Source organism: Pseudomonas sp. B21-012 (assembly GCF_024749305.1).
Lineage (GTDB): Bacteria > Pseudomonadota > Gammaproteobacteria > Pseudomonadales > Pseudomonadaceae > Aquipseudomonas.
This window is the reverse complement of record NZ_CP087197.1, coordinates 3579212-3598913: the sequence shown is the minus strand read 5'-3', so window position 1 is coordinate 3598913 and position 19702 is coordinate 3579212. Positions and strand designations below refer to the sequence as shown.

The following is a 19702-nucleotide window of genomic DNA, read 5'->3' as shown; positions in this document are numbered from 1 at the left end:
TTTGACTCATGCTAGAGGCGGCCATGACCGAACGCATTCCCGCATTGCAGGCGCTCAGGGCGTTCGAGGTGGCCGCGCGCTACGGTTCGTTCACCCGCGCCGGCGAAGAACTGGCCCTGACCCAGGGCGCCATCAGCCATCACATTAAAACCCTCGAAGGCCTGTTCGACTGCGCGCTGTTCGAGCGCCGCGGGCCGAAAGTGGTGCTGACCGAAGCGGGCCGGCTGCTGGCCCAGGAGCTGAAAGTCGGCTTCAAGATCATCGAAAGCGCCTGCGGCCTGCTCAGACAGGACCGCCAGCAGCTGCGCCTGAAGGCGCCCTCGACCCTGACCGTGCGCTGGTTGCTTGGCCAGTTGGCGCTGTTCAAGCACTGTGAAGAACACGCTCAGGTGCAACTGAGCAGCGTGTGGATGGACATCGATACGGTGGATTTTTACAGCGAGCCCTACGACTGCGCGATCCTGTTGAGCGACGGACATTTCGGCGCCGGCATCGCCAGCCTCAAGCTGTTTGACGAATGGCTGGTACCGGTGTGCCAGCCCGGTTACCCGGCAGACCTGGCCCATTGCGAGCTGCTGCACCCATCTCCCGACCGGCGTGACTGGCGGCGCTGGCTGCAGCGCACCGGGGCTGCGGCCATCAGCCTTGAGCGCGGCCAGCTGTTCGACACCCTCGACCAGGGCATCTCGGCGGCTCAGCAAGGCCTGGGTGTGGCCGTGGTCGACCTGTTGCTGGCCAGCGCCGAGCTCGCCGCCGGGCGCCTGGTCACGCCATTTGCGCAGGCGGTGGCCACCGGTGAGGGCTATTACCTGGCCTGGCTGCAGGCCAGCCCCAAGGCCCGCCAGGTGCAACAACTGGGGGCGTTCCTGGTGCAGCAGGTGCCGCAATTGCCTGCCCAGGGCTTTGATTATTTATATGACTAATACTGCGGTGCGCCCGCATCGGGCAGCAGCCGCGTGCTCATGAAGTCGATGAACACCCGCAGCCGTGGCGGCACTTGCCGCCCCGAGGGCCACAGCAGGTAAAAGCTGCCGCGGCGCTCCATGAAGTCATCGAGCACGGTCACCAGGTCGCCGCGCTGCAACTGCTGGCGCACGGTGAAATCCGGAATGCAGGTGATGCCGCGATCGCGCATGGCAAAGCAGATGCGCGTGTCGACGTGGTTGCAGACCATCGACACCGGGATCTCATAGGCGTGGCCGGCGGGCTCCTGGCGCAGCGGCCACTGTTCGAGCTTGCCGGTGCTCGGGAAACGGTAATGCAGGCAGGTGTGGCGGGCCAGTTCGGCGGGGTGCGTGGGGCTGCCATTGCGCGCAAGGTAGGCCGGCGAGGCCACCAGTACATGGTGAAAATGGCCTAGAAAGCGTGCGCTCAGGCGTGAGTCGCTGGGCGTTCCGCCGCGCATTACCACGTCAAAACCTTCGCCGATGATATCGACCATGCGGTCGTCGAAATCCAGATCCAGCTCGATCTCCGGATACTGCGCCATGAACTCGCTCAAGGCCGGCATCACCAGCGCAGTGACTTGCGGCAGGCTGATGCGCAAACGCCCGCGCGGCACTTCACTGGCCTGGGACAGCTCAAGCTCGGTGGCCTCGATCTCGGCAAGGATGCGCCGGCTGCGCTCCAGAAACTGACTGCCCTCGGCGGTCAGGGTGATGCTGCGCGTGCTGCGGTGAAACAGGCGTACGCCCAGGCGGCGCTCCAGGCGCGCCACGCGCTTGCCAATGGCCGAGGCGCTGACCCCCAGCGACTGCGCAGCGCCGACAAAACTGCCGGTTTCTGCCACCCGCACGAACACCACGAAACCGCTGAGGCTATCCATCTGCATTTCCCGATTGCGGACACCCGTGTCCGTTATGAGCGGAATTGTACCCGGCTTTTTCCGCAGTGCGTGCAGGCTTAAGGTTCGCCCATCTTTCCTACAGGAGTTTCACCATGACCCACATCAGCTGCAGCGCCGATGGGCCGGCCGCACTGGAGCAGCCCTTGCCGGTCAGCGGCCTGCTGGCCCTGGCCATGACCGGCTTTATCGCCATCCTCAGCGAAACCTTGCCGGCCGGGCTGCTTGGGCAGATCTCCAGCGGCATGCAGGTCAGTGAGGCGATGGCCGGGCAGATGGTCAGCGTCTATGCCCTGGGCTCGCTTTTGACCGCCATCCCGCTGGTGACCCTGACCCAGGGTTGGCGCCGACGGCCGGTGCTGTTGCTGGCGATCATCGGCTTCTTGCTGTTCAACACGGTGACGGCGTTGTCGAGTTCGTACTGGCTGACCCTGGTCGCGCGCTTCATGACCGGTGTTGCCGCGGGCCTGGCCTGGGGCGTGATTGCCGGGCATGCACGGCGCATGGTCAGCCCCGAGCAGCAAGGCCGGGCCATGGCGGTGGCGATGATTGGTGCGCCAGTGGCCTTGTCACTGGGGGTGCCGGCCGGCACCTGGCTGGGCGAGCTGCTGGGCTGGCGCATGACCTTTGCCCTGGTGTCCGGCGCGACCCTGGTGCTGGTGGCCTGGGTGCTGTGCAAGGTGCCGGATTTCGACGGCCATGCCCCCGGCCAACGCCCCGGTATCGCTCAGGTGCTGCGCACACCCGGGGTGCTGGCGGTGCTGCTGGTGATCCTCACCTGGGTGCTGGCGCACAACGTGCTGTACACCTACATCGTGCCGTACCTGGCCTCGGTGGGCCTGGCGGCGAGCACCGGCATGGTCCTGCTGACCTTCGGCATTGCCGCCCTGGCCGGCATCGGCGTGGTCGGTGCGCTGATCGACAAGCACCTGCGCAACATGGTCCTGCTGAGTTTGTTCGGTTTTGCCGTGGTGGCGCTGGTGCTTGGTTTTGTCAGCCAGTCGGCGCCGCTGGTTTACCTCAGTGTCGCGCTCTGGGGCCTGACCTACGGTGGCGCGCCAACCCTGCTGCAAACCGCCAGCGCCGATGCCGCCGGGAAGGGCGCCGATGTCGCCCAGTCGATGATTGTCACGGTATGGAACTCGGCCATTGCCGCCGGTGGCCTGCTTGGCGGTGTGTTGCTCAGCCAGTGGGGCGTGGGCAGTTTCCCCTGGGTGTTGCTGGCGCTGATCGCCCTGGCCCTGCTGATTGCCGGTCGCGCCCATGGCCACGGTTTCGCCCCGGGCGCACGGGTGCCGAGCTAAGTTCGCCAGGCCGCCGCGCAGACGGGTAGAATCGGCGCATACACAGGCGTTTTCGAGGTTGCAGCGGTGGAGTTACAGCAGGGCTTTGTCCTGACCCGGCATTGGCGCGATACCCCGGCCGGTACCGTTGTCGAGTTCTGGCTGGCCACCGACCAGGGCCCACGGCGCTTGCGTCTGCCGCTGCAGACTTCAGTGGCGTTCATCCCCGCCGAACAGCGGCGCCAGGCCGAGGCGGTGTTGCGCGGCGAGCGCGAGGTCGAGTTGCGCGAGCTGGCCCTGCGCGATTTCGAACAACGGCCGGTGCTGGGCTTGTACTGCCGTCAGCACCGCCAGTTGATCCAGCTGGAAAAGCGCCTGCGCGCCGCCGGGGTGCAAATCTACGAAGCCGATGTGCGCCCGCCGGAGCGCTACCTGATGGAGCGCTTCATCACCGCGCCGGTCAGCTTCAGCGGCACGGCGGATGCCAGCGGCGTGTTGATCGACGCCCAGCTCAAGCCCGCCGCCGATTACCGCCCCACGCTCAAGCTGGTGTCGCTGGACATCGAAACCACCGAACGCGGCGAGCTGTATTCGATTGCCCTCGAAGGCTGTGGCCAGCGCCAGGTGTACATGCTCGGCCCGGCCAATGGCGACGCCGCAGGCGTGGATTTCGACCTCCAATACTGCGACAGCCGCGCTCAATTGCTCGAACGCCTCAACGACTGGCTGGCTGTGCACGACCCCGATGCGATCATCGGCTGGAACCTGGTGCAGTTTGACCTGCGCGTACTGCAGCAGCACGCCACCCAGCTCAAGGTGCCGCTGCGCCTGGGCCGTGGCGGTGAGGCAATGGACTGGCGCGAGCACGGCAGCCGCGCGCATTTTTTTGCCGGGGCGGCCGGGCGGCTGATCATCGACGGTATCGAAGGGCTACGTTCGGCGACCTGGAGCTTCCCCTCGTTCAGCCTGGAGAACGTCGCCCAGACCCTGCTCGGCGAAGGCAAGGCGATCGACACTCCGTACCAGCGCATGGACGAAATCAACCGCATGTTCGCCGAGGACAAGCCGGCCCTGGCCCGCTACAACCTCAAGGACTGCGAGCTGGTGACGCGGATCTTCGCCAGGACCGAACTGTTGACCTTCCTCCTCGAACGGGCCACGGTCACCGGTTTGCCGGCTGATCGCAGCGGCGGTTCGGTGGCGGCGTTCTGTCATCTATACATGCCGCTGATGCACCGCCAGGGCTTCGTCGCGCCCAACCAGGGCGAGCGCCCGGAGGAGGCCAGCCCCGGTGGTTTTGTCATGGATTCGCGACCGGGCTTGTACGAGTCGGTGCTGGTGCTCGACTACAAGAGCCTGTATCCATCGATCATCCGCACGTTTCTGATCGACCCGCTGGGGCTGGTCGAAGGCTTGCGCGAACCGGGCGATGAGACCTCGGTGCCAGGCTTTCGCGGGGCGCGTTTTTCCCGCAGCCGGCATTGCCTGCCGGCGATTGTCGAGCGGGTCTGGCAGGGCCGCGATACAGCCAAGCGCGAGCACAATGCGCCGCTGTCCCAGGCGCTGAAAATCATCATGAACGCCTTCTACGGCGTACTCGGTTCCAGCGGTTGCCGCTTCTTCGACCCGCGCCTGGCTTCATCGATCACCATGCGCGGCCACGAGATCATGCGCCGTACCCGCGAGTTGATCGAAGCCAAGGGTTATACGGTGATCTATGGCGACACCGACTCGACCTTCGTCTGGCTCAAGCGTGCCCATGACGAGGCGGACGCGGCGCAGATCGGCCGCGAGCTGGTGCAGCAGGTCAACCAGTGGTGGCGTGAGCACCTGCGCGACAGCTATGGCCTGGACAGTGCCCTGGAGCTGCAGTACGAAACCCACTACAAGCGCTTTTTGATGCCGACCATTCGCGGCGCCGAAGAAGGCAGCAAGAAACGCTATGCCGGCCTGGTGCAACGTGGCCAGGGCACTGAAGAGATGATCTACAAGGGCCTGGAAAGCGTGCGCACCGACTGGTCGCCGCTGGCCCGGCAGTTTCAGCAGGAGCTGTACGAGCGCATCTTCAAGCGCCAGCCTTACCAGCAGTACCTGCGTGAGTATGTGCGCAAGACGTTGGCCGGTGAGCAGGATGAGCTGCTGATCTACCGCAAGCGCCTGCGCCGGCCGCTGGCCGACTACCAGCGCAACGTGCCGCCGCATGTGCGGGCGGCGCGCATGGCCGATGACTTCAATGACCGTCAGGGCCGGCCGCTGCAGTATCAGAATGGCGGCTGGATCAGCTACGTGATAACCGTGGCGGGGCCGGAGCCGCTGGAGACGCGACATTCGGCGATCGATTACGACCACTACCTGACCCGGCAATTGCAGCCGGTGGCGGATGCGATCCTGCCGTTCGTGGAGGATGACTTCACGGCGCTGATCGATCGGCAGATGGGCTTGTTCTAGCCGGACCTGCATGCACCGACACTGTGGAAGCTGGCTTGCCAGCGATGGCTGCGTAGCAGCCGCTATTGAGTCCACACCACCCGCAGCAAGGCCACCATCAACCACGCCGTCGCCGCCAGGGCGGTGATGGTGCGCACATGGTTCCAGCGGTTCCACACCCGTGCATAGGTTGGCCAGGCACTGGCCGCTTCGCTGCTGGCCGGGTCCAGGCGCGCCAGGCTCTGGTTGCGCGGCACGTTGAACAGCAGGGTCACCAGTACGTTGCCGAGCAGGTACAGGCCGCTGCCGATGCCGATGCACAGGCTGCCCGGCAATGGCCAGCGCAACCAGGCCCAGGCCAGCAGAATCGCGCAGGTGATGGCGGTGCCGAGAAACAACGACAGGAACAGGCGGTTGAGCACCACCTGGTTGATCGACTGCATGGCGGTGACCGCGCTCTGCGCCGGGATACGCTCCAGGGCCTGCATGACAAAGTTTGAGAAGGCGAAGAACAACCCGCCCATCAACCCACAGCCCAGGGCGGTAACAAGGATCAGCAGCAACAGCAGGGTATCGGCAATGCTCATGGTTCAGGCCTTTTTCCAGGGTGGTCGACGGGCATGGCTGGCGGCCTTCAGCTATCCTCAGAATCGGATGACAGACCTTTCGGTAGGTATCCAAGGTCGCACTTGGTAATCGGAAGTTACCTTTGCTTTGCCCACTCATCTGGCCCTGTAGTTTAGGCTCGCAACCCGGATCTTTCGTCGCGACTTGTAGTCTTTGATGCATGGAAATTGAAAGGAGATGCGCATGCTTGTCCGGTCACTGACCCTCGCCACCCTGCTGGCCTTCGTTGCCGGCCCCGCCCTCGCTGCCGATAGCGATGACCCTCTGGCCCAGGATCTGTACAAGGCCCGCCCCTTGATTGTCCTTGCCCCCAGTACTGCCGACCCGACCTTGCGTAAGTTGGTAGAGGCCCTCAAAGACCCGGCCACCAAGGCTGCCTTTGAGGAGCGAAAACTGGTGTTGTATAGCGTCGCCAGCATGGTCGGCAAACGCGATGATAAGTTTCTGGAGCAGCAGGAGACCATGGCCCTGATCCGCAAGTTCAAGTTCAGCGCCCGGGATACCATGGTCACCCCGGTGGTACTGGTAGGCAAGGACGGCGAACTGCACCGGCTCGAACACACCGGCACCCTCGAACCCAAGGCAATTTTCGATGCGGTCGACCAGTTGCCGGCGGCCGAAAAGGCCATCGTGCCGCCGACCGTTGCCGACCTGAAGAACGAGCCCGAAAAGGGCAAGAAAGACGCCAAGCCCGGCAAGCATGACAAACCGGCCAAACCGGCAAAACCTCCAAAGCCCTTGCCACCGCCCAAGCCGCTGGAGGATTGAGGCTCAGCGGTCGCCGAGCCCGCTTCGGGCAACTAACTGCCGGTCTTGACCTTGCTCCACACCCGGGTGCGGATGCGTTCGTACTTGAGTGGCAGCGGCTCCAGGGCGAACAGGGTATCGAGCACCGCCTGGGGCGGGTACACCGAGGGGTTGTCGCGGATTTTTGCGTCTACCAGCGGCGCGGCATCCTTGTTGGCGTTGGGGTAGCCGAGGTAGTTGGTCGAGGCAGCGATCACCTCGGGGCGCAGCATGTAGTCGATGAAGGCCAGGCCTTGCTGCGGGTTGGGCGCGTCCTTGAGCAGGACCATGCTTTCGAGCCAGAACGGTGCGCCTTCGTGCGGAATGCTGTAGCGGATGTCGCGGCCATTGTTGGCGTTGTTGGCGGCAAGCTTGGCATCGAACACCCCGCCAGACCAGCCGAGCACCACGCACACGTTGCCGTTGGCCAGGTCGGAGATGAACCGCGAGGAGTCGAAGTAGGCGATGTGCGGGCGCACCTTGAGCAGCAGCGCCTCGGCCTTGCGGTAGTCCTCGGGGTTCTTGCTGTTGTAGGGCAGGCCCAGGTAGTGCAGGGCGATGGGGATGATCTCGCCGGGTGCATCGAGCATGGCCACGCCGCAGTCGGCCAGCTTGGCGAGGTTTTCTTCCTTGAAGATCAGGTCCCAGGAGTTGAGCGGTGCATCCTTGCCCAGGCGCGCCTTGACCTTGTCGACGTCATAGCCCAGGCCCGTGGTGCCCCACAAGTAGGGGGCGGCGAAGCGGTTGCCGGGGTCGTTGCCCTGCAGTTTGGCGAGGATCTGCGGGTCCAGGTGCGCCAGGTTGGGCAACTGGCTGCGGTCGAGCTCGGCCAGCACCCCGGCCTTGATCAGGTTGGGCAGCAGGTCGGCGCTGGCGAACACCACGTCATAGCCGCTGCGCCCGGCCATCAGCTTGCTCTGCATGACATCGCTGTTGTCGAACACGTCATACACCGGGGCGATGCCCGAGGCCTGCTGGAACTCCTTGGTGGTGTTCGGCGCGATGTAGTCATACCAGTTATAGATGTGCACGCTGGGCGCGGCGGCCTGGGCGGCGGCCAGGTTTAGCAGCGCGGCCAGGGCCAGGGGCAGGCGACGGATCGACTTCATGAAGGGCACTCCGGATTCTTGTTATAGGGGTAGCGCTCAGGGGATCAGCAGTTCGCGGCGGCCATCGGCGTGTTCAAGGCGCTGGCCAGGCAGGTGCAGGCGCCGGTCGGCCAGGTAGTCGTAGTCGCGGCGAGCCAGTTCGAGTTGCCCAAGGTCCAGTTCGATGAGCTGCCGGCAGGGCTCGCGCCCGGCCTCGAACAGCAGGCGCCCGTGCGGGTCGACCACGGCGCTGCCACCGGCGAACACCATGTTGTCATCGCCTGCACCGACGCGGTTGACCATCAGGGCGAAGGCCTGATTTTCCTGGGCGCGGGCCATGATCGCGGTGCGGTGCACCGGGCCGTAGGGGTCCATGTTGCCGTTGCTGACCACGATCAGCTCGGCGCCCAGTTGCGCCAGGGCGCGGCTGCTTTCCGGCAGCTCGATGTCGTAGCAGATCAGCAGGCCGATACGCAGGCCTTTGAAGGTGGTGGTGGCGTAGCGATCACCGGGGGTGAACAGGCCGCGCTCCGAGGGCCACAGGTGGGTTTTGCGATAGCGCAGGGCGATGCCTTCGGGGGTGAGTAGCAGCGAGGTGTTGTAGAAGCGGCCATCGGCCTTTTCGGCCAGGCCGATCACCGCCGCCACGTCACGTTCGCGCAGCGCCTGCAGCACCGCCTGGACGCTGGGGCCGTCCACCGTTTCGGCAACCTTTGGCAGCTGTTCGGCGCTGGCAAAACCCATCAGTTGGGTTTCCGGGAACACCAGCAGGTCGGTGTCGGCCGCACAACCGGCGATCGCTTCAAGGGTGCGTTGCAGGTTGTAGGCGGTATCGCCGTCGCGGCCGGCGAGTTGTATCAGTTCGATTTTCATCGGGGTTCCTTGCGGGGGGCTGGAACCGAGTATGCGGCGCGACGGCGTGGGCGTTAATTACGTTGATGGAGTAACCCTGAATGGGTAATGGCGCTCAGATCTCGCGTTCGACAAAGGCAAAGTCATCGTCGATCAGTTGCTGCAGGTACTGATCGAAACTGTCGGCGATCACTTCATAGCTGTCCGGGTCGTGCAGGTAGCGCACCACCTGGCCGACAGTGCCACCGGCGGCGGGGTTGAAGTCGATGTACAGCTTCGAGCTGCCGCCGTTGTTCATGCAATGGGAGAAACACAGGCGCTGGTTCATGGCCAGTTCGCTGTCGATGCCCGCGCCGACGGTTTCCGGGTAATCCTCCAGGTACTCGCCGTACATGCCGCGAATGCTGTCGGTGTAGCCCCGGGCGTCTTCGAGGATCTGCTCGCTGGCGCTGAGGTAATAGGGGTATTCGAACACGTCCGAACCGAGCACCAGGACGATGACCGTGCCGCCCGGGTAATCACGAAAATGAGTGCCGTCGATCTGCCCGAGCAATCGCAGCAGGCTGTCGGGGCACAGCGGGTAGTGGGCGCTGAGTTTTTGCAGGTCTGCGGCCGAAGCGCCGTGGGCGAGGTTCAATTGTTCAAGCTCTTCGCTTGGCAGCGCCTGGCGCAGGCCGCTGAGGTAGGTTTCGACGAGTGACATGGGGCGGTTCCTTCCTGAAAGCGCAGAGGTGTGTGGCAGGCTGACTGAAATTCACCGGGATTGCCAGTGCTATGGGCGCGGCGGTGCGACGACTCGACTTGGCCCGTGATCAGCCTGACGCCGCGCTTCCACCGGCGTCCTACATTCGCATAGAATGATAGAAATTCTCATTTACTTTTTCGAGTCATCATGAGCGATTCCAACCCCGCCCTGCGCCAGCAGGTCAGCCACCTGTACCAGGCTCATCACCGCTGGCTGACCGGCTGGCTGCGCCCGCGAGTGGCGTGCCATGACCTGGCCGCCGACCTGATGCAGGACGTGTTTGTCCGCGTGCTCAGCGCCGACGATGCCGTCGACCGCCTGCGCGCCGTACGCGAACCGCGGGGCTACCTGGCGACCATCGCCCGGCGCTTGATGATCGACCATTTTCGCCGTGCGCGGCTCGAACGCGCCTGGCTGCAGGCGCTGGCCGAGCAACCTGAAGCCCTGGATATTTCCGCTGAAGCGCGGGCGATCCTGCTGGAAACCCTGTGCGAGCTGGATGCCATGCTCGCCGGCCTCGGCGCCCGGGTGCGCAAGGCTTTTCTGCTCTCGCAACTGGACGGCATGACCTACAAGGCCATCGCCGAAACCCTCGGCATCTCGGTGGTCACGGTCAATCGTGACATCGCCAAGGCCCTGCACCATTGCACGCTGTACAGCCTGCAACACGAGGCTGACTGATGGCCGCCCTCGATTCGCGTCAGCTCGCTGCCCTTGAGCAGGCCGCCGCCTGGCGTGCGCGCCTCAATGATGAAAGCGCCGGCAGCGCCGAACACGCCGCCTGGCACGCCTGGCTGCAGGCCGACGAGCAGCACCGCTGGGCCTGGCAGCAGGTCGAGCGGGTGCAGCAACGCCTGCAGCAAATGCCCACGCGCCTGGCCGGGCGCACCCTGGAACTGGCCGGCCAGCAACCGGCGCTGGGCCGTCGCGGTGTGCTCAAGGGGCTGGTGCTGGCGGCGGGAGCCGGTGCTGTGGGGTGGGGCGGTTACCAGCAGGCGCGCCAGGGCCCCTGGTTCGCTGATTATCACACCCGCACCGGCGAACGCCTGAACCTGACCCTGGACGACGGCAGCCAGGTGCAGCTCAACACCGCCAGCGCCCTGGATGTGCGCTTCGACCCTCAACAGCGCCTGCTGGTGCTGCGCGATGGCGAGGTGCTGATCACCACCGCCAAGGACCCGGCCAACCGGCCCTTCCTGGTACAAACCCGCCACGGCACCGTGCAGGCATTGGGCACACGCTTTTCGCTGCTGGCCGGCGAAAACACCACACGCCTGGCAGTGTTCGAAAGCCGCGTACAGGTGCTGGCGGGCGAGCAGGGTGGCGGTGCGCTGCTGGAGGCGGGCGAGCAATGCCGCTTCGCCAACCCGGCGCTGGTGCTCAGTTCGCCACTGGAGGGCAACCTGGATGCCTGGAGCAAGGGCCTGCTGATCGCCAACGAGCAGTACCTGGGGGCCTTTATCGCTGACCTGGCGCGCTACCGCCGCGGCTGGTTGCGTTGCGCGCCGCAAGTGGTGGGGCTGCGCATCAGCGGCACCTTCAGGCTCGACGACCAGGCACAGATCTTCCGCGCCCTTGAAAGCACGTTGCCGGTGCGGGTCAGCCAGCGCACGCCGTATTGGGTGACGGTAGAGGCACGCAAATAAAAGTGTTTTTCATGCAAATGATATTAATTCGTCTTGTCGTTCGACTTATGGAAGGCAGGCCCACTGCCTGAATGCCAACCAGAAGAGAACGCATCGAATGAGAACCCGCCCGATTCACCACGCCCTGCGCTGTTGCGCGCTGTTGTTGCCCTTGAGCATGGCCCAGGCCGAATCGGCCGCGCGCAGCTACGACCTGGCCCAGGACGATCTTGGCCAGGTGCTGACCCGTTTTGCCGCCCAGGCCGGCGTGGTGCTGTCATTTGACCCGGCGCTGACCCGGGGCCAGCGTAGCGAAGGTCTGCACGGCCAGTACGGGGTCGAGGAGGGCCTGCGCGCCTTGCTCGCCAGCAAGGGCCTGGCACTGATCAAGGAGGCCGACGGGCGCTACAGCCTGGTGCGCGAAGTGAACGAGGCGGGTGCGATCAACCTCAGCGCCACCGAGGTCACCAGCAACCAGCTGGGGACCATCACCGAAGAAAGCCGCTCCTACACCCCCGGCACCATTGCCACCGCCACACGCCTGGTATTGACCCCGCGCGAGACGCCGCAGTCGATCACCGTGGTGACCCGCCAGCACATGGATGACTTCGGCCTCAACAACATTGACGACGTGATGCGCCACACCCCGGGCATCACCGTCTCGGCCTATGACACCGAGCGCAACAGCTACTACGCCCGCGGCTTTGCCATCAGCAACTTCCAGTACGACGGCATTCCCTCGACTTCGCGCAACGTCGGTTACTCGGCTGGCAACAGCCTCAGCGACATGGCCATCTACGACCGCGTCGAAGTGCTCAAGGGCGCCACCGGCTTGCTCACCGGCGCAGGCTCGCTGGGCGCGACCATCAACCTGGTGCGCAAGAAACCCACCGCCGAGTTCAAAGGCCATTTTGATCTGGGCGCCGGCAGCTGGGACAACTACCGCAGCGAACTGGACGTCAGCGGCCCGTTGACCGACAGCGCCAACGTGCGTGGCCGGGCGGTGGCGGCCTATCAGGACAAGCACTCGTTCCTCGACCACTACCAGCGCAAGACCAGCGTCTACTACGCCATCCTCGAGTTCGACCTCGACCCCGACACCCTGCTGACCGTCGGCGCCGACTACCAGGACAACAACCCCAAAGGCTCCAGCTGGTCGGGCACCGTGCCGCTGTACGATGGCAATGGCGACACCAACAATGTCTCGCACCACTTCAACAACGCAGCGAAATGGAGCAGCTGGGAGCAGTACACCCGCACCGTGTTCGCCAGCCTTGAGCATCACCTGGACAACGGCTGGGTGGCCAAGGCCCAGTTCGATCACAAGATCAACGGCTACCACGCGCCGCTCGGCTCGATCCAGGGCTACCAGCCACGCAAGGACGGCACCGCCGGCATCTATGCGCAGAAGTACACCGGCGAAACCGTGAGCGACTCCCTCGACCTGTACCTGAGCGGGCCGTTCCAGCTGTTCGGCCGCGAGCATGAACTGGTGATCGGCAACTCCTATACCGCCTCGCGCTGGAAGGGCAACGACTACCGCGACGTTACCCATGCCAATAACAACATCCTCGACTTTCCCAACTGGGACGGCGACATCGGCGAACCTGACTGGGGCCCGGTGTCGGCGCGCACCGACGACAAGGTTCGCCAGAATGGCACTTACCTCACCGCGCGCCTGCACCCGATCGACGACCTGACCCTGCTGCTCGGCGGGCGCCTGGTCAACTACAGCTACGACGGCATCGACGCCGACAACAAGGAAAACGACCGCCTGATCCCTTACGTAGGCGCGGTCTATGACCTCAACGACACCTATTCGCTGTACGCCAGCTACACCGACATCTTCATGCCTCAGGACAGCTGGTTCCGCGACCGCACCGACCGCCTGCTGGACCCGGACGAAGGGCAGAACTACGAGGTGGGTATCAAGGGCGAGTTCCTCGATGGCCGGGTCAACGCCAGCCTTGCCTATTTCGAGATCCACCAGAGCAACCGTACCGTCGAGGACAACCAGTACAACGGCGACCCGACCAACCCGGCGGTGGGCTTCGCCTGGATGGGCGTCAAAGCCAAGACCAAGGGCTTCGAAGCTGAAGTCTCGGGTGAGCTGGCGCCGGGCTGGCAACTGCAGGGCGGCTACACCCACAAAGTGATTCGCGATGACGAGGGCCAGAAGGTGTCGACCTGGGAGCCGCAAGACCAGGTCAGCTTCTACACCAGCTACAAACTCAAGGGCGCGCTTGATCGCCTGACGGTCGGCGGCGGCGCGCGCTGGCAGGGCAAGGGCTGGCAGGTACTGCGCAACCGCCCCAAGGGCATCGACGAGGAGTTCGCCCAGGACCCGTTCTGGCTGGTGGACCTGATGGCCCGCTACCAGTTCACCGAGCGTTTTTCGGCCACGGTAAATGCCAATAACCTGTTCGATAAACGTTATTACACCAACATCGGTTTTTATAACTCGATGTCGTACGGTGATCCGCGTAACTTGATGCTGACCACCCGCTGGGATTTCTGATCGGCTAAATAAAAAACGCCCCCTTGATCTATAAAAAGGGGGCGTTCTGTTATTCCGGCTTACAATTGCTTATCGAGCGCCAGGCCCGGCTTCTACGGGCGGCTTCAGGATCAGGTAGGCTTTTAGCGCAAGGGCTGCAAAGCAGAAGGCCATGCCGGCAATGAATTGAAATGTAGTCATAAACTGCCCTCCAAAACAATTAACGGACGATTATAACATCTATAAATAATATAACTAGGCGTGGCCTTCGTGTTGCAATAACCAGCGCTTGCGTTCAATACCGCCGCCGTAACCTGTCAGTGCGCCATTGCTGCCCACCAACCGATGGCAGGGAATGGCCAGGCTCACCGGGTTCAGCGCGTTGGCCAAGCCTACCGCCCGCGCGGCAGCCGGGTTACCCAGCTGTGCAGCAATCTGCCCGTAGGTGCGGGTAGTGCCTGGCGGAATTTCCCGTAACGCCGCCCACACCCGTTGCTGGAACGGCGTGCCGCCGGCATCAACCGCCAGCGCATCAAACGCCTGCAACTGGCCTGAGCAATAAGCCTGCACAGCATCGGCGAGCGCCGTCAGCCCAGCAGTTTCGCGTAATTGCACAGCGGCGCCAAAACGGCTGCGCAGCAACCGCAGCAGGCGTTTTTCTGGCTCATCGAATTCCAGCGCCAACAGCCGTTGGTCATCGCCGACGATCAGCACCTGGCCAATCGGCTCCGGCACGTGCAGGCGGCGCAGCAGCAGTTCGCTCATGGGCAGTCCTCGTTTCAGGCGTGTTCGATCAGCATCACCGCCAGGGTGTCGGCGGCCAGGGCCTCGAACACGTGCGGGGCGTCGGCCGAATAGCTCATGTAGTCACCGGCCTCCAGGGTCACCGCTTGCTCGAGCGGGCCGACCCGGGCGCGGCCGCTGCAGAGGATCACGTGCTCAAGGGTACCCGGTGGATGCGGTTTTGACCGCCGCGGTTCACCCGGCTGCACCCGCAGCCGGTAGATATCGCGCTGCGCCCCGGCCGGGCAGGCGGCGAGCAGGGTGGCGGCGTAATGGGCCTGCTCGCTATGGCTGGCGGCGCCTTCAGCGGCGCGAATCACCTGCACGTGCTGGCGCGGCTGGCCCATCAGCCGGCTGACCGGCACCTGCAACGCAGTGGCCAGGGCCCAGAGGGTTTCCAGGCTGGGGTTGCCGACCCCGGACTCCAGTTGCGACAGGGTCGACTTGGCCAGGCCCGCGCGCTTGCCCAGCTCGGTCACCGACAGGCCCAGGCGCTCGCGCTCGCGGCGGATGGCGCTGGCCAGCAGCAGGATGGGGGAATGGGTTTCGATCATATGTTCTCTATACCGGTCATTTGTTCGCCTTGACGAACGCTACTCATCTGTTCAGCATAGCGGACCTTTGTTCGATATGACAGGAGTCGATTCAGCATGCAGCTGAAAACACGTGGCACCCTGGAGATGACCGCGGCCATGGTGATCTCCGGCACGGTGGGCTGGTTCGTGCTGGCCGCAGACCAGCCGGCAGCGGCTGTGGTGTTCTGGCGTTGCCTGTTTGGCGCGCTGGCGTTGCTGCTGGCCTGTGCCGGCCTGGGCTTGCTCCGGCGCAGGGTGATTAGCGGCCGCCAGGCGCTGGCGGCGGTGTTGGGCGGGGTCGCGCTGGTGCTGAACTGGGTGTTGCTGTTCAGTGCCTATACCCATGCTTCGATTGCCGTTACCACCGTGGTTTATCACACCCAGCCGTTCATGCTGGTGGGTTTGGGCATGCTGCTGTTCGCCGAGAAGATGACTGCCAACAAGGCTGGCTGGTTGCTGGCGGCGTTCGCCGGGATGCTGCTGATCGTCATGGCCGGATCGAGCGTTGACAGCGTTGCCGCAGACTACCGCCTGGGCGTGCTGATGGCCCTGGGCGCGGCGTTTTTCTATGCCGTCGCTGCCGCTATCACCAAGCGTTTGCAGGGGGTGGCGCCGCACCTGATCGTGTTGATCCAGATGCTGGTCGGGGTGCTGCTGCTGGCGCCGTTTGCGCAGCTGCCGGGGTTGGCCCTGGCGCCCGCTACCTGGGCACTGCTGGCCACGATCGGCATCGTCCACACCGGCTTGATGTCGACCCTGCTGTACAGCGCCATCCAGAAAATCCCCACCAGCCTGGTCGGCGCCTTGTCGTTCATCTATCCGGTGGTGGCGATCCTGGTCGACTGGCTGGCCCTGGGGCATCCGCTGAGTGCGCTGCAACTGGCCGGTTCCGGCTTGATATTGCTGGCGGCGGCGGGGATGACCTTTGGCTGGATGCTGCGGATCACGACCGCTAAGTAGCGCTCTTGTGGGAGCCGCCCTTGCCGGCGATGGGCTACGCAGTAGCCCCGCAATCAGCCATCAGAACCAGCGGTCATTCTTTTTGCGCCCACGGCTCAAGGCCGGCAAGATCAAGCCCGCCAGCAAACCGGCACCGGCGATGCCGCCGCCGTACACCATGTAGCGCATCAACACCTGTTTGTTCTCGTCACCCAGGCGCGCCTGGGTGCTGCGCAGTTCCGACTGGGTGTCGCTCAGCTCGGCATTGAGCGCCTTGCTGCGTGCTTGCAGCTCGTCGATCAGCGCCTTGCGCGAGTCGAGGGTCTCTTGCATGCCTTGCACGCGGGTCTTCCAGCTGTCGTCGATGGTCTTGAGCTGTTCGCTGAGCTGGGTCACCTGCTCGGTCAGTTGCGGCAGGCGCTCGGCCTGGCCGGGCACTGCCTGCAGGTCGCTGCTGGTGATCCACACGGTGTCGCCGGATTCGCCGCGCACCTGGCTGTAGTTGCCCTGGGTGGTCAGTAGTGTGACCTTTTGCCCGGACTTGAGGTTGCCGACAATGCGGTGGCCGTCAGTAGGGCCGCTACGCACGTAGGTGCTCAAGCTGTCGCTGACCCAGCGCTCGCTGCTGGGCGCTGCCTCTTCGGCATACAGCGGGTTGGCCAAAACCAGCAGGGCGCCTATCAGGCTGCCGGTCAGCAGGCGGCGCGCGCCCGGGTTGCAGGAGGAAAACAGCGCGGGCGCCGCAGAAACGGGACGAGAGATAGGCATGATGGTCTTCGCGTGAAATAAACAATAAAAGCCCGATGACTGGGCCGGTGAACAGTCGGCGTGCGCGCAGGCCGCCTGCTGAAAGACCATATTTCTGCGGGCAGGTTCACTGAAGGGGGTAGGAAAATAGCAGCAAATGTTGCGGGCACAGGCTGTGCCCGCAAGCGGGGGCGGGGCTTGAATCAGCTCACGACGCGGTAGCAGGGCACGTATTCGGCACCGCCCGGCAGTTTCATCCGGTGCTGGTCGACGAACGCCTGCAGCAGGTGGCCGAGGGGTTCGAGCACGGCGCTGTCACCTTTGATTTCGTACGGGCCTTTCTCTTCGATCAGGCGGATGCCCTTGTCCTTGACGTTGCCGGCGACAATCCCGGAAAACGCCCGGCGCAGGTTGGCGGCCAGTTCGTGAGGCGGTAGCGCGCGGCTGAGCTTGAGCCCGGCCATGTTCTCGTGGGTCGGGTCGAAGGGGCGCTGGAAGCCTTCTTCAATCTTCAGCAGCCAGTTGAAGTGGAAGGCGTCGTTGCGCTCGCGGCGAAACTGCTTGACCTCCTTGAGCCCGTCGACCATCTGCCGGGCCACTTCGGCCGGGTCGTCGATGATGATCTGGTAGTGCGCCTGGGCCTCGTCGCCGAGGGTCGCGCGCACGAAGGCATGCAGTTGCTGCAGGTACGGCGCGGCGCTCTTGGGCCCGGTGAGGATGACCGGGAACGGCAGGCCGCGGTTGTCCGGGTGCATGAGAATGCCGAGCAGGTACAGGAACTCTTCGGCGGTACCGGCGCCACCGGGGAAAATGATGATGCCGTGGCCGACGCGCACGAAGGCTTCAAGACGCTTTTCGATGTCCGGCAGGATCACCAGTTCGTTGACGATCGGGTTCGGCGCTTCGGCGGCGATGATGCCAGGCTCGGTCAGGCCCAGGTAGCGGCTGCCGCTCATGCGCTGCTTGGCGTGGGCGATGGTCGCGCCCTTCATCGGGCCTTTCATCACGCCCGGGCCGCAGCCGGTGCAGACGTCCAGCTTGCGCAGGCCGAGCTCGTGGCCGACCTTCTTGGTGTACTGGTATTCCTCGGTGCTGATCGAGTGACCGCCCCAGCACACGACCATTTTCGGCTCCACGCCAGGGCGCAGGGTGCGGGCGTTGCGCAGCAGGTGGAAGACGTAGTCGGTGATGCCCTGGGAGCTTTCCAGGTCGATGCGCTGGCTGGCCAGTTCGCTTTCGGTGTAGACGATGTCGCGCAGGGCGCTGAAGAGCATTTCACGGGTGCTGGCGATCATTTCGCCGTCGACGAAGGCATCGGCCGGGGCGTTCAGCAGTTCCAGGCGCACGCCGCGGTCTTGCTGGTGAATGCGTACCTCGAAGTCCTTGTAGGCTTCGAGGATGGTCTTGGCGTTGTCGACGTGCGCGCCGGTGTTGAGGATTGCCAGCGCGCACTGGCGGAACAGGGTGTACAGGCTGCCGGAACCGGCTTCACTCAGTTGCTGTACTTCACGTTGAGACAGTGTTTCCAGGCTGCCTTTTGGGCTGACAGATGCATTGATAACTTCACGTTGGGGCATTCTGGGTTTCCTGTGAGCGGGTAAACGTCCATCTTCAGAACACCACCATACCGACAAATTGTCGCAGCAACGAGTGCCTTTCGCTGTCAGGCCTTCCAGCCGACCGCCTGCAGGGCCTCAAGCAAACGCTCGGGGCGCAGCGCCAGGACCTTGCTGCCATGGGCCTCGAGGTCGGTGGCAGCCAGCAGGGCATTGACGATGGCTTCCTCGACGGCGTCCGCCGCTGCGCTGAACAACGCCGAGATATGGTCGTTGTTGACCATCTCAACCGTGCTGGTCGGCGCGCCGGGGTGGCCGAAGTTGGCTGCCGGCAGGCTGTTGCCGGTAGAGAAGGCGATGAAGATGTCGCCACTGGAGTCCTCGGTGCCGCCGCCGACCCGTGCCAGGCCGACGCTGGCCCGTTGCGCCAGGCGCGTGCATTGGTGCGGCAGCAGCGGGGCGTCGGTGGCCAGGGTGATGACAATCGAGCCCATGCCCGGCTCGCCGACATTGCGCGGCGCGCTGAACGGCGAATGCACCTCGCCCAGCACCTGGCCGACCGGGTAGCCGGCCACCCGCAGGGCGCCGCGTACGCCATAGTTGGCCTGCACCAGGACGCCGACGGTCCAGCCGCCGGCCGCGCGGTCCAGGACCCGCGACGAGGTACCGATACCGCCCTTGAACTCGTGGCAGATCATCCCGGTACCGCCGCCGACGCACCCTTCGGCCACCGGCCCCGATTGCGCCGCGGCCAGTGCGGCGTGGACATGCTCGGCCGTTACGTGCTGGCCCCAGATGTCGTTGAGCACGCCGTCGTAGGTTTCCAGTACCGTCGGCATGCACCAGTAGGTGCGGGCCTTGGCCATCTCGCGCTCGGCCGCCACCAGCGCATCGCGGACCACGCCGACGCTGTGGGTGTTGGTGTAGGCAATCGGCGTGGTCAGCAGGCCGGCTTCGCGAATCCACTCAAGGCCGGTGGCATCGCCGTTGCCGTTGAGCACGTGCACACCGGCAAAACACGGCTGCAGGCTGGCGGCCTGGGCCCGTGGTTCGATCACCGTGACGCCGGTATTGACCGCGTGGTCGCCGCTGCCGCGCTGCACGGTGTGATGGCCGACACGCACGCCCGGCACGTCGGTAATGGCGTTGAACGCGCCAGGGGTGCCGACGCCGATACGAATGCCCAGATCACGTACACGCATTGATTCACAGCTCCTGTTGGAAGGTTCGAGGGGCGCGCAAGGGCCGTTGTTCGCAGCGCATGACAAGTGCTTGAGCAACGGCAATACTGCGTGCCGGTGTGCAGAGTCTAGGAGCCCGACCTGCCGC

Annotated in this window: 18 protein-coding genes; 8 read left to right on the top strand and 10 right to left on the bottom strand. The window is 64.5% G+C overall.

From position 1 onward, the window contains the following. Positions 1-23 precede the first annotated feature (23 nt). Positions 24-923: a LysR substrate-binding domain-containing protein gene (locus tag LOY37_RS16260; RefSeq protein ID WP_258715262.1), complete on the top strand. Its 900-nt coding sequence runs from the start codon at positions 24-26 to the stop codon at positions 921-923. Here LOY37_RS16260 and LOY37_RS16255 read toward each other — a convergent pair. Further along, positions 920-1825 (bottom strand): LysR family transcriptional regulator, encoded by a 906-nt coding sequence (locus tag LOY37_RS16255; RefSeq protein ID WP_258715261.1) that lies wholly within the window; start codon positions 1823-1825, stop codon positions 920-922. The genes LOY37_RS16260 and LOY37_RS16255 overlap by 4 nt on opposite strands. A 113-nt stretch (positions 1826-1938) precedes the next feature. On the opposite strand from LOY37_RS16255, the gene LOY37_RS16250 reads away from it, so the two are divergent. Both LOY37_RS16250 and LOY37_RS16245 read left to right on the top strand, forming a co-directional pair. After that, on the top strand, positions 1939-3147 hold the full coding sequence (locus LOY37_RS16250; RefSeq protein ID WP_258715260.1) for an MFS transporter: 1209 nt from the start codon (positions 1939-1941) through the stop codon (positions 3145-3147). 66 nt (positions 3148-3213) lie between these two features. Further along, positions 3214-5574, top strand: a complete 2361-nt coding sequence (locus tag LOY37_RS16245) for a DNA polymerase II (protein WP_258715259.1) — start codon at positions 3214-3216, stop codon at positions 5572-5574. Positions 5575-5636: 62 nt separating this feature from the next. Here the strand turns inward: LOY37_RS16245 and LOY37_RS16240 are convergent, their stop codons facing one another. Next, complete coding sequence (locus LOY37_RS16240) at positions 5637-6140, bottom strand: DUF1772 domain-containing protein (protein WP_258593915.1); 504 nt, start codon at positions 6138-6140, stop codon at positions 5637-5639. A 223-nt stretch (positions 6141-6363) separates the two neighbouring features. Between LOY37_RS16240 and LOY37_RS16235 the strand changes: the two genes are divergently transcribed. Beyond that, positions 6364-6948: a DUF4174 domain-containing protein gene (locus LOY37_RS16235; RefSeq protein WP_045194117.1), complete on the top strand. Its 585-nt coding sequence runs from the start codon at positions 6364-6366 to the stop codon at positions 6946-6948. Positions 6949-6980: 32 nt separating this feature from the next. Here the strand turns inward: LOY37_RS16235 and LOY37_RS16230 are convergent, their stop codons facing one another. From LOY37_RS16230 to LOY37_RS16220, 3 genes are all read right to left on the bottom strand, one after another. Further along, positions 6981-8075: a polyamine ABC transporter substrate-binding protein gene (locus LOY37_RS16230; RefSeq protein ID WP_045194116.1), complete on the bottom strand. Its 1095-nt coding sequence runs from the start codon at positions 8073-8075 to the stop codon at positions 6981-6983. Positions 8076-8111: 36 nt separating this feature from the next. Continuing rightward, a complete protein-coding gene (locus LOY37_RS16225) occupies positions 8112-8927 on the bottom strand; it encodes a carbon-nitrogen hydrolase family protein (RefSeq protein ID WP_258715258.1) in 816 nt (271 codons plus the stop codon). A 94-nt stretch (positions 8928-9021) separates the two neighbouring features. Beyond that, on the bottom strand, positions 9022-9609 hold the full coding sequence (locus tag LOY37_RS16220; RefSeq protein ID WP_258715257.1) for an SMI1/KNR4 family protein: 588 nt from the start codon (positions 9607-9609) through the stop codon (positions 9022-9024). 189 nt (positions 9610-9798) lie between these two features. Here LOY37_RS16220 and LOY37_RS16215 point away from each other — a divergent pair, with 189 nt between their 5' ends. The 3 genes from LOY37_RS16215 to LOY37_RS16205 all read left to right on the top strand — a co-directional run bounded on the left by LOY37_RS16215 (position 9799) and on the right by LOY37_RS16205 (position 13794). Next, on the top strand, positions 9799-10332 hold the full coding sequence (locus LOY37_RS16215; protein ID WP_093381507.1) for a sigma-70 family RNA polymerase sigma factor: 534 nt from the start codon (positions 9799-9801) through the stop codon (positions 10330-10332). Continuing rightward, the gene (locus LOY37_RS16210; RefSeq protein WP_258715256.1) at positions 10332-11297 is read left to right on the top strand and encodes a FecR domain-containing protein; all 966 of its coding nucleotides are present in this window, start codon (positions 10332-10334) and stop codon (positions 11295-11297) included. Before LOY37_RS16215 ends, LOY37_RS16210 begins: the two co-directional genes overlap by 1 nt. Positions 11298-11394: 97 nt before the next feature. Next, the gene (locus tag LOY37_RS16205; protein WP_258715255.1) at positions 11395-13794 is read left to right on the top strand and encodes a TonB-dependent siderophore receptor; all 2400 of its coding nucleotides are present in this window, start codon (positions 11395-11397) and stop codon (positions 13792-13794) included. 234 nt (positions 13795-14028) lie between these two features. On the opposite strand, the gene LOY37_RS16200 is transcribed toward LOY37_RS16205, so the two are convergent. Together LOY37_RS16200 and LOY37_RS16195 are read right to left on the bottom strand one after the other, a co-directional pair. After that, the gene (locus LOY37_RS16200; protein WP_258715254.1) at positions 14029-14538 is read right to left on the bottom strand and encodes a methylated-DNA--[protein]-cysteine S-methyltransferase; all 510 of its coding nucleotides are present in this window, start codon (positions 14536-14538) and stop codon (positions 14029-14031) included. Between the two features lie 14 nt (positions 14539-14552). Next, on the bottom strand, positions 14553-15110 hold the full coding sequence (locus LOY37_RS16195) for a helix-turn-helix domain-containing protein (protein ID WP_258715253.1): 558 nt from the start codon (positions 15108-15110) through the stop codon (positions 14553-14555). A gap of 96 nt (positions 15111-15206) precedes the next feature. Here LOY37_RS16195 and LOY37_RS16190 point away from each other — a divergent pair, with 96 nt between their 5' ends. Further along, a complete protein-coding gene (locus LOY37_RS16190; protein ID WP_258715252.1) occupies positions 15207-16091 on the top strand; it encodes a DMT family transporter in 885 nt (294 codons plus the stop codon). Positions 16092-16151: 60 nt separating this feature from the next. On the opposite strand, the gene LOY37_RS16185 is transcribed toward LOY37_RS16190, so the two are convergent. The 3 genes from LOY37_RS16185 to LOY37_RS16175 all read right to left on the bottom strand — a co-directional run bounded on the left by LOY37_RS16185 (position 16152) and on the right by LOY37_RS16175 (position 19575). After that, positions 16152-16838, bottom strand: coding sequence for a TIGR04211 family SH3 domain-containing protein (locus LOY37_RS16185; RefSeq protein WP_258715251.1), 687 nt, complete (start codon positions 16836-16838; stop codon positions 16152-16154). Between the two features lie 182 nt (positions 16839-17020). Further along, positions 17021-18394, bottom strand: coding sequence for a nucleotide 5'-monophosphate nucleosidase PpnN (gene ppnN / locus LOY37_RS16180; protein ID WP_045194108.1), 1374 nt, complete (start codon positions 18392-18394; stop codon positions 17021-17023). 86 nt (positions 18395-18480) lie between these two features. Beyond that, positions 18481-19575, bottom strand: coding sequence for a P1 family peptidase (locus tag LOY37_RS16175; protein WP_045194107.1), 1095 nt, complete (start codon positions 19573-19575; stop codon positions 18481-18483). Positions 19576-19702: the final 127 nt, after the last annotated feature.

Bases quoted from the DNA above. Each gene is read 5' to 3' on its own strand.
- LOY37_RS16255 (WP_258715261.1), bottom strand. From the start codon at position 1,825: ATGGATAGCCTCAGCGGTTTCGTGGTGTTCGTGCGGGTGGCAGAAACC.
- LOY37_RS16240 (WP_258593915.1), bottom strand. From the start codon at position 6,140: ATGAGCATTGCCGATACCCTGCTGTTGCTGCTGATCCTTGTTACCGCC.
- LOY37_RS16200 (WP_258715254.1), bottom strand. From the start codon at position 14,538: ATGAGCGAACTGCTGCTGCGCCGCCTGCACGTGCCGGAGCCGATTGGC.
- LOY37_RS16260 (WP_258715262.1), top strand. From the start codon at position 24: ATGACCGAACGCATTCCCGCATTGCAGGCGCTCAGGGCGTTCGAGGTG.
- LOY37_RS16185 (WP_258715251.1), bottom strand. From the start codon at position 16,838: ATGCCTATCTCTCGTCCCGTTTCTGCGGCGCCCGCGCTGTTTTCCTCC.
- LOY37_RS16230 (WP_045194116.1), bottom strand. From the start codon at position 8,075: ATGAAGTCGATCCGTCGCCTGCCCCTGGCCCTGGCCGCGCTGCTAAAC.
- LOY37_RS16235 (WP_045194117.1), top strand. From the start codon at position 6,364: ATGCTTGTCCGGTCACTGACCCTCGCCACCCTGCTGGCCTTCGTTGCC.
- LOY37_RS16175 (WP_045194107.1), bottom strand. From the start codon at position 19,575: ATGCGTGTACGTGATCTGGGCATTCGTATCGGCGTCGGCACCCCTGGC.
- LOY37_RS16225 (WP_258715258.1), bottom strand. From the start codon at position 8,927: ATGAAAATCGAACTGATACAACTCGCCGGCCGCGACGGCGATACCGCC.
- ppnN (WP_045194108.1), bottom strand. From the start codon at position 18,394: ATGCCCCAACGTGAAGTTATCAATGCATCTGTCAGCCCAAAAGGCAGC.
- LOY37_RS16210 (WP_258715256.1), top strand. From the start codon at position 10,332: ATGGCCGCCCTCGATTCGCGTCAGCTCGCTGCCCTTGAGCAGGCCGCC.
- LOY37_RS16205 (WP_258715255.1), top strand. From the start codon at position 11,395: ATGAGAACCCGCCCGATTCACCACGCCCTGCGCTGTTGCGCGCTGTTG.
- LOY37_RS16250 (WP_258715260.1), top strand. From the start codon at position 1,939: ATGACCCACATCAGCTGCAGCGCCGATGGGCCGGCCGCACTGGAGCAG.
- LOY37_RS16215 (WP_093381507.1), top strand. From the start codon at position 9,799: ATGAGCGATTCCAACCCCGCCCTGCGCCAGCAGGTCAGCCACCTGTAC.
- LOY37_RS16220 (WP_258715257.1), bottom strand. From the start codon at position 9,609: ATGTCACTCGTCGAAACCTACCTCAGCGGCCTGCGCCAGGCGCTGCCA.
- LOY37_RS16195 (WP_258715253.1), bottom strand. From the start codon at position 15,110: ATGATCGAAACCCATTCCCCCATCCTGCTGCTGGCCAGCGCCATCCGC.
- LOY37_RS16190 (WP_258715252.1), top strand. From the start codon at position 15,207: ATGCAGCTGAAAACACGTGGCACCCTGGAGATGACCGCGGCCATGGTG.